1 protein-coding gene is annotated in these 2,123 nt (G+C 62.2%); it reads right to left on the bottom strand.

Annotated features, from left to right (window positions below; all coding sequences use genetic code 11):
• Positions 1-181 precede the first annotated feature (181 nt).
• Positions 182-2,123, bottom strand: a 1,942-nt coding sequence (locus ACYVDE_RS20990; RefSeq protein ID WP_460503487.1) for an OmpA family protein, incomplete at its 5' end; no start/stop codon positions are given.

The raw sequence follows: 2,123 nt of genomic DNA, 5'->3' as shown, positions 1-2,123 counted from the left end.
GGAAGGCCGTGGCGGGACCGCGGAAGCTCGCGGCGTAGGTGCGGACGATTGTGGCGTAAGTGCGGAAGCTCGCGGCGTAGGTGCGGACGATTGTGGCGGGACCGAGGAGAACCGTGGCGTAAGCGCGGACATTCGTGGCCACAGCGCGGAATGTTGGGTGCGATGCAGCGCGACCAGGCCGCTACTTCCAGTCCCCGCCGCCGTCGGCCGGCTTGTCGGTTTCGGGCTTGATGAGCTTGAACTCCACCCGCCGGTTCACCTTGGCGTCGGCGTCGGTTAGCTCGTCTTTCAGGGGCTTGGAGGAGCCGTAGCCGAAGCTCTCGATGCGGTTAGCCGCCAGCTTGCCCTTTCGCTCAATGTACTTGCGAATGGCCTCGGCGCGGTCCTGCGACAGCTTTTCGTTCACGTCCGGGTCGCCCCGGCCGTCGGTATGGCCCGCGATGCTGAGCCGGAACGTGGGATGGTCCACCAGAAACACCGCAATGCGGTCGAGCGTGGGGTACATGCTGGGCAGCACGTTCGACTTGTTCTGCTCAAACTCCAGGTTCTTGAAAATCAGCGGCAGCTTGTAGTCGATGCTGTTCGTGAGCAGGGTCATCACCGTGTCGCCGCGCAGGGCGAATTGCTTTTCCACCGAGAAAAAATCCGGGCTCTGAATCAGCATGGCGTAGTGCGAGCCCTCCATCAACTCAAAGTCGAACGTACCATCGGGCCGGATAAACTTGCTGGCTACCTCCACGCCATTATCGGTGTCGATGATGCTCACGATGCCATTCAGCGGCTTGTTGCTCACCGAGTCGATGAGCGTGCCCTCCACCTTGGTGGTGGCCAGCGGCTGCGCCTCCATTGGCAGCGGGAAGGAGTAGAGGTCGAGGTTGTTGAGCTCCTGTGCCTCCGAGCGGGCGTAGTACAGGTTTTTGCTCTCGCGGTCGATGGTGAAGTAGTATTCCGACCCTTTACCGTTCACCAGCGGGCCAATGTTCTTGGGCTCCTGCCAGCGCCCGCCCACCTTGTAGGTCTTGTAAATGTCGAAGTCGCCAAAGTTCAGCAGCTGCCCCCGCGAGCTGAAATACAGCACGTGGTAGAGCGGGTGGTAGAACGGGCTCACCTCGTTCTCGCGGGTGTTTATGACCGGGCCCATGTTCTCGGCCGGGGTCCACGTCCCATTTTTCAGCTTGTGCGTGAAGTAGATGTCCGACAGCCCGAAGCCGCCCAGCCGGTCCGAGGCGAAGTACAGCGTGTCCTCGTTCTGCGAGAGCGTGGGCTGCGAGTCCCAGGCCGGCGAGTTCACCAGCGGGCCCAGGCTTTTGGGCGTGCCCCACTTGCCGTCTTTGCCCTTGGTGGCGGTGTAGAGGTCGCAGTTGCCGTGGCAGGTGCTGCACTCGCAGCGGGCGAAGAAAATGGTGCGCCCGTCCTTGCTCAGGCAGGCCGAACCCTCGTTGTTGGGCGAATTGATGGGCTTGGGCAGCGGCTCGGCATCGGTCCAGCTCACGCCTTCCTTGTGCGAGGTGTACAGGTCCTCATCTACCACGCCCGTCAGGCCGCGGCGGTGCCGCTTGCTGCTGAAAATCAAGAGCGAGTCGTTGCCGCCCAGCGCCGGCCCGTAGTCGGGCGCCTTGCTGTTGATGGCATCGCCCATGCTCGTGTACACGCCCTTGGGCGGGTGAAACGTGTTCAGGTTCTTGCGGTACTCCACCAGGTCGTAGTACGTCTTCAGCGGCACGTACAGCGGCGTTTCCTTCTGCTCCAGCGAGTCGTAGTAGAGCTGAATGCGCTTGGTATCGGCACGGCTGTGCTTCAGGGCCAAGCGGTAGTAGGCCTTGGCTTTCACCGTCTGGCTGTCGCGCTGCAGCAGCTGGCCCAGGCGCCAGAGCATGTCGGTATTTTTGGCGAAGTTGACGGGGCCGAACTTAGCCACGTAGTCTTCCAGCAGCAGGCGGGCCTGGTGGTACTGGTGTTTCTTTTCGGCCTTGCCGATGGCACGTAGGGACTTTTTGTCCTCGAAAAAAGGGTATTTGTTGATGTTGACGAAGTCGGGCGTGCCATCGGGGTGCAGGCGCAGCTTGCGGCTGGTGCGGCCGCTCAGGGAGCGCACGCGATAGGTGGGTCGGGTGCTGGCCGGC

It is taken from the genome of Hymenobacter agri, from assembly GCF_054778495.1.
This window is presented reverse-complemented; position numbering and strand designations above follow the sequence as displayed.